This is a genomic window from Pseudomonas sp. 8 R 14 (assembly GCF_900005955.1).
Classification (GTDB): Bacteria; Pseudomonadota; Gammaproteobacteria; order Pseudomonadales; family Pseudomonadaceae; genus Aquipseudomonas; species Aquipseudomonas marginalis.
Window position 1 is genome coordinate 1 of record NZ_CVTH01000010.1, and the last position, 6666, is coordinate 6666.

Annotated in this window: 6 protein-coding genes; all 6 read right to left on the bottom strand. The window is 65.6% G+C overall.

All coding sequences use genetic code 11. The annotated features are described in order from the left end of the window. Window positions 1-1301: FAD/NAD(P)-dependent oxidoreductase (locus BFQ01_RS00350; protein ID WP_065923816.1), on the bottom strand; the 1301-nt coding region annotated here is incomplete at its 3' end. Further along, window positions 1283-1591 (bottom strand): (2Fe-2S)-binding protein, encoded by a 309-nt coding sequence (locus BFQ01_RS00355; RefSeq protein ID WP_053138839.1) that lies wholly within the window; start codon window positions 1589-1591, stop codon window positions 1283-1285. The genes BFQ01_RS00355 and BFQ01_RS00350, both read right to left, overlap by 19 nt. Further along, on the bottom strand, window positions 1588-3429 hold the full coding sequence (locus BFQ01_RS00360; RefSeq protein WP_065923817.1) for an ABC transporter ATP-binding protein: 1842 nt from the start codon (window positions 3427-3429) through the stop codon (window positions 1588-1590). The genes BFQ01_RS00355 and BFQ01_RS00360 overlap by 4 nt, the downstream gene beginning before the upstream one ends. Before the next feature lies 1 nt (window position 3430). Then, complete coding sequence (locus tag BFQ01_RS00365) at window positions 3431-4306, bottom strand: ABC transporter permease (RefSeq protein ID WP_027607459.1); 876 nt, start codon at window positions 4304-4306, stop codon at window positions 3431-3433. Further along, a complete protein-coding gene (locus BFQ01_RS00370; protein WP_053138848.1) occupies window positions 4303-5259 on the bottom strand; it encodes an ABC transporter permease in 957 nt (318 codons plus the stop codon). Before BFQ01_RS00370 ends, BFQ01_RS00365 begins: the two co-directional genes overlap by 4 nt. Window positions 5260-5272: 13 nt before the next feature. Beyond that, on the bottom strand, window positions 5273-6666 hold a 1394-nt coding region (locus tag BFQ01_RS00375; RefSeq protein WP_065923818.1), incomplete at its 5' end, for an ABC transporter substrate-binding protein.

Below are 6666 nucleotides of genomic sequence, written 5' to 3' on the forward strand. Positions count from 1 at the left end.
ACCGGCACGCCGGCAGCGGCGGCGATCACTTCGGCCCCGGCCTGGGAGCAATAACGCCCCTGGCAACGACCCATGCCCACGCGGCTGAACGCCTTGGCGCGATTGACTTCGCAGGCGCCCTTCTCTTTCACCGTGCGCCGCAGCTCGCCAGCGCTGATCATCTCGCAGCGGCACACGATGGCGCTGTCCGGCAACGCCTTGGCCTGTTCGCTCGGCCACGGGAACGCCTGGGCCAGGCCCAGGCGGAATTGATCCATCACCGCCAGGGCCTGCTGTTGCTCATCCCGCAGGCCGGTGTCCACCGGTTGTTGCAGGTCTTCCAGCAGCGCCAGCGCCACCAGGCGCCCGGCATGCTCGGCGGCATCGGCGCCGCGAATTTTCGCACCGTCACCGGCCGCGTACACGCCCTTCACCGAGGTGCGCCCGGCGTCATCCGTGGCCAGCCACCATTGGCTTGATGCCTCATCGAACGCCATGCGACAGCCGGCCAGGTCACCCAGCTGGGTTTCCGGGCGCAGGTGGTAACCCAGCGCAACGGCATCGGCCTGCACCGTGACGGTCTGCCCGTTGCCAGTGGTAAAGCGCACACCGCTTACACCATTGGCCGCGTCGCCCATCACTTGCAGCGGCTTGACCCCCAGGTGCACCGCCACCTTGGCGCGGTACAGTTGCGCCAATAGCTTGATCCCGGTGAACAGCACGCCAGGCCGCGCCAGCAGTTTGGGCAAGGCTTTCAGACGCAGGCTCAGAGGCGAGGTGTCGAGCACCGCCGCCACCTCGGCGCCGGCCTTCACGTACTGGCTGGCGACCAGGTACAGCAACGGCCCGCTGCCCATGAACACCACGCGATGACCGATGGACACGGCCTGGTTTTTCAAGGCGATCTGCGCCCCGCCCAGGCTGTAGGTGCCCGCCAGTTGCCAGCCCTCGATGGGCATCAGGCGGTCGGTGGCGCCGGTGCAGAGGATCAGTGCATCGTAATCCACCGTGGTGTGGCGGCCCTGGCTCACGCAGCACAGTTGCCCCGGCGTGAGGTTCCACACCAGGGTGTCGGGGCGGTAGTCGATGGCGTCGCGCAGGCGGTCGAAACTCTGGTGCAGCGCCTGGGCCTTGGCGGCCTCGCTGCCGTACAGGGTCGCGTAGTCGCGGGTGAAGCCTTCTGGCTGACGCCGATAGATCTGGCCACCGTCGCGGCGGTTTTCATCGATCAGGATCGGTTTGATTCCGGCCGCCAGCAGGGTTTCGGCGCAGCGCGCCCCGGCCGGTCCGGCGCCCACAATAACTACCCGTGCAGTGGCCATGTCGCCTCCGGTTGTGTGGTAACGATGTCCAGCCCGTCACGGACTTCATTGGAACAGGCGCGCAGGCGTTCGCCGCTGCGGGTCCACACCCAGCAATCCTGGCACGCGCCCATCAAGCAGAAACCGGCGCGGCGGCCGCTGTCGAATTCCGACTGGCGCAGCGCGTTGCCCTGGGTCAGCAGCGCGACCATCAAGGTGTCGCCCTGCAGGGCTTGGACGGCGGCGCCATCCACGGTCAGGCTGACCGTCGGCCGGCCCTGTTCGGCCAGCCTCACAAAACGCCCGTTCATGCATAGGCTCCCACAGTGAGGGTGTTGACGCCCTGCTGGGTATCCAGCAAATGGGCGCTGTCGTGGTGGCAAAGGATTTCACCACCGTCGTCAAGGCGGCGGCGCGGCGGCGCGGTGCGGTTGCACAGGCCGTCGACGCGCACCGGGCAGCGATTGAGGAAGGTGCACAGTTCCGGCCCATTGGCCCGCTCGCCGAGCGCTGGCAGCGTGTCGCCTGCAGTACCGCAGGTTTCCAGCCAGCCCTGGCGCAACTCGGGCACCGAGTGAATCAACAGGTCGGTGTAGGGATGGAACGGCGGCTCGGCAAACGCCTGGCGACTGCCGGCCTGGACCTTGCGGCCGCTATACATCACCACAATGTCATCGCACAGCGCGCGCACGGTAGAAATGTCGTGGCTGATAAACAGGTACGACACCCCCAGTTGCTGGCGCAGGTCGCGCAGCAGTTCGAGGATCGCCGCCCCCACCACGGTGTCGAGGGCCGAGGTCACTTCATCGCAGAGGATCAGGTCGGGCTTGGCCGCCAGCGCGCGGGCCAGGTTGACCCGCTGCTTTTGCCCGCCGGACAGCTCATTCGGGCGCCGTTCGGCGAGGTCACGGGGCAGGCGGACCAGGTCGAGCAGTTCGCCGATGCGGGCTTGCAGCGCCGCGCCCTTGAGGCCGAAATACATTTTCAACGGCCGACCGATGATGGCCGCCACGCTGTGCATGGGGTTGAGCGCGGTGTCGGCGTTCTGGAACACCATCTGGATCCGGCGGAATTGTTCCGGGGTGCGCTCGGCGAGGCTGCCGCCCAAGGGTTGCCCGTCGAAGGCCAGGCCGCCGAGGGCCGGGGTCAGCAGCCCAGCCACCACCCGGGCCAGGGTGGACTTGCCCGAGCCCGACTCGCCGATCACGCCGATGGCCTGGCCACGGCGCACGGTGAGGTCGATGTCTTCCAATACCCGAATCGACGGCATGCCGTGCAGGTTCTTGTTGCCGTAGCCGGCGGTGAGGCCGGTGATGGTCAGCAGCGGTACCTCCCCGGCGACGCCGCAGGGCGGGCGAATAGTGGTGTCGGGCCGTGCGGCGGCCAGCAGGCTGCGGGTGTAGGCGTGGGTCGGGGCATTGAGCAGCGGCGCCGTGGCGCTCTGTTCGAGGATCTGCCCGCCGTTGAGCACCACGATCTGGTCGGCCATTTGCGCCACCACTGCGAGGTCGTGGGACACGTACACCGCCGTGGCACCGCGCTCGCGCACCACGCGTTTGAAGGCGCGTAGCACGTCGATCTGGGTGGTCACGTCCAGGGCGGTGGTCGGCTCGTCGAGCACCACCAGCAGCGGGTCGCTGATCAGCGCCATCGCCGCCATCACCCGTTGCAGCTGCCCGCCGGAGACCTGGTGCGGGTAGCGTTGGCCGATGCGTTCCGGGCCCGGCAGCGCCAGGTCGCGGAACAGGCCGATAGCCTTGGCGTGCAGCTCGGCGCGCGTGCCCAGGCCGTGGATCAGTGCGCCTTCGATGACCTGGTCGATGAGTCTTTTCGCCGGGTTGAATGCGGCGGCGGCGCTTTGCGCGATATAGGACACACGGTTGCCGCGCAGGCCCTGCAATTGGTGTTCGCCCAGGGCGAGCATGTCGTGCTCGCCGACCTGCACCACGCCGCCGGACAAGCGACACCCGCGCCGTGCATACCCCAGCAAGGCCAGGGCGATGGTGGTCTTGCCCGAGCCGGACTCGCCGATCAATGCCAGCACTTCACCTTGTTTCAGGGCAAAGCTCACGCCCTTGACGATTTCCACCTCGCCGCGCGCGCCACAGGCGACCACGCGCAGGTCTTCGACGCGAATCAATTCAGTCATTTCAATGGCCTCCCGTGCGTCGACTACGTCGCGACGACAGATAGTCGATCAGCAGATTCACGCCGATGGTCAGCGTGCCGATGGCCAGCGCCGGAAGGATGATGGCCAGCGCGCCCTGGTTGAGGCCGCCGATGTTTTCCCGCACCAGCGAGCCGAGGTCGGCGTCCGGCGGTTGCACGCCCAGGCCAAGAAAACTCATGCCGCTGAGCAACAGCACGATGTAGCCGAAACGCAGGCCCAGGTCGGTCAATACCGGGTTGAGCATGTTCGGCAGGATCTCCACGCACGCCACGTAAAGCCGGCGCTCGCCACGGGTACGCGCGACCTGCACGTACTCCAGGGCTTCAATGTTGACCGCCATGCTGCGGGCGACGCGGAAGGAGCCGGGGATATAACTGATCACGGCCGTACAGATCAGCAACGTCACCGATGAGCCAAAGGCCGAGACCATGATCAACGCAAGCATTTTGCTCGGGATCGAGATGAAGGCGTCCATGATGCGGCTGATGATTTCGTCCAGCCACTTGGGCGAGACCACCGACAACAGCGCACACCCGGTGCCGAAGGTGCTGGCCAGTAACGCTGCCACCAGCGCCAGCCCGACAGTAAAGCGCGCGCCCACCAGCACCCGGCTGAGCATGTCGCGGCCCAGGTAATCGGTGCCGAATGGATGCGCGAGGCTGAAGCCTTCGAAGATGTTATCGGACACCACCTCCCCCACCGGGTGAGGTGCCAGCCACGGGCCGAGCAGCGCCACCAGCAGCCAGGCGACGCACACCACGCCTCCCAACAGCCCCAGCCACGACGGGCCGCTGGACACCTTGGCGAGTGCCAGGGCGGAGGAAACAGGCTTGGATTTCGCAATGAGGTTGTTCATTGGTTTCTCAGCCTCGGATTGGACAGGATCGCGCACAGGTCGGCGAGCAGCACCAGGCCCAGGTAGGCCGCGCAGAACAACATGGTGCACGCCTGCACCAGCGCCATGTCGCGGTTGGTCACGGCATCGACCATCAAGCTGGCAATGCCGGGGTAGTTGAAAATGGTTTCGACAATCACCACCCCGCCCAACAGGTACGACAGGCTCAGGGCGATGGCGTTGGCAATCGGCCCGATCGCATTGGGCAAGGCATGGCGCAGCACGATGCGGATCGGGCTGACGCCTTTGAGGCGGGCCATTTCCACATAGGGGCTGTCGAGCTGGTCGATCACGGCGGCGCGGGTCATGCGCGCCATTTGCGCGACGATCACGCAGCACAGCGTCATCACCGGCAAGGCATAGGTGCGCAGAAATTGCAGCGGTGAGCTGATGTCGCTGGCATAGGAGAGGGCCGACAACCAACCGAGGTTGACCGCAAAAATCAGCACCGCCAGGGTCGCCACCAGGAATTCCGGCACCGCGACCATCGCCAGGGTGATGAAGCTCAGGCAACTGTCGATGCGCCCGCCCCGGCCCATCGCCGAGCCGATGCCGAGCACCAGTGCCACCGGCACCGAGACCAGCGCCGTGGCGCCCGCCAGCATCAGGGTGTTGGGCACCCGCCCCGCCATCAGCTCACCGACCGGCATGGCGTTGGAGACCGATACGCCCATGTCGCCAGTGAGCAGGCTCATCAACCAGTGCAGGTACCGCAACACACCGGGCTGGTCCAACCCCAGTTTCAGGCGCAGGGCCGCTACCTGTTCAGGGGTCGCGAACTGGCCCAGGGATTGTTGCGCCGCGTCCCCCGGCAGTACCGCCGTGATCGCGAACACGACCATGGACACGATCAACAAGGTCAAGGCCCCGGCGCCGAAGCGCCGGCCGATCAACCACAGTGTATTGCTATTCATCCCACCACCCTCCTCAAGCGTCCAACCACACCTGCTCGGCAAACATGTAGCCCATGAAACCGCCCAGTGGGTTGCTGTCGTAGCCTTTGATGCGCTGGTCGACGCCGTCGATATTGCTGATGAACACCGGCACGCCGATGCCGCAGTGGTCGTGCACCAGGACCTGCATGTCGCCATACATCTTGGCGCGCTTGGCGTCGTCGGTTTCGCCACGGGCCAGCATCAGCAACTGGTCGAATTGCTCGTTCTGCCAGCCGGACTCGTTCCACGGCGCCTTGGACTGGAAGAACTGCGAGAACATCACGTCGGCATTCGGCCGCGGGTTGATGTTGCCGAAGCTCAGCGGGTGCTTCATCCAGTGGTTGGACCAGTAGCCGTCGCTCGGCAGGCGGTTCACGTCGAGCTTGAGCCCGGCCTGTTTGGCCGACTGCTGCAACAGCACGGCGATGTCTACCGAGCCGGTGGCGGCAGGCGAGGCCATCACGGGCATGGTGATGCTTTCCATGCCGGCTTTCTTCAGCAGGAACCTGGCTTTTTCCGGATCGTAGACCGTCTGCGGCAAGTCGGTGTTGAAGTAGCGCGAACCCGGCGCAATCGGGTGGTCGTTGCCCACCACCGCAAAGCCACGGAATACGGCGGACTTGACCTGTTCACGGTCGAGCAGCAGCTTCATGGCCTGGGTGAATTCCGGGCTTTTGCCGGGCAGTTGGTCCTGGCGAATGATCAAGTCAGTGTAGTTGCCCGACGGCGCGTCGACGACGCGGTGCTTGGCGCTGGCCTTGATGCGCGTGGTGGAGCGCGGGTTGACCTCGTTGATCATGTGCACGTCGCCCGACAGCAGTGCATTGACCCGCGATGGCTCGTCGGCAATCGCGATGAACTCGATCTCGTCGAGGTACGGCAGGCCCGGTTTCCAGTAGTTCTTGTTGCGCACCGCAATCGAACGCACGCCGGGCTTGAACTCGCCCACGGTGAACGGTCCGGTGCCGATGCCTTTGCTGAAGTCGCTGGTGCCCTCGGGGACGATCAACAGGTGTGACACCGCGAGGATCGACGGCAACTCGGCGTTGGCCGCGCTGAGGCGGATCTGCACTTCGTTCGGCCCGCTGGCCTTGATCTCGGCGAACTGCTCCATCAGCGGCATGACCTTGGAACCGGTCAGCGGGTCTTTGTGGCGGTTCAGGGAGAACACCACGTCGGCGGCGGTCAGGGCCTTGCCGTTGTGGAAGGTCACGTCCTTGCGCAAGGTAATGGTCCAGACAGTGGCGTCGGTATTGTCGATGCGCTCGGCCAGTTCCAGTTGCGGCACCAGGTGCTTATCGAAGCGGGTCAGGCCGTTGTAGAACATGTAGTGACGCACATAGTCGGTGGACAGCGCGCCCTTGGCCGGGTCGAGGGTATCGGCGG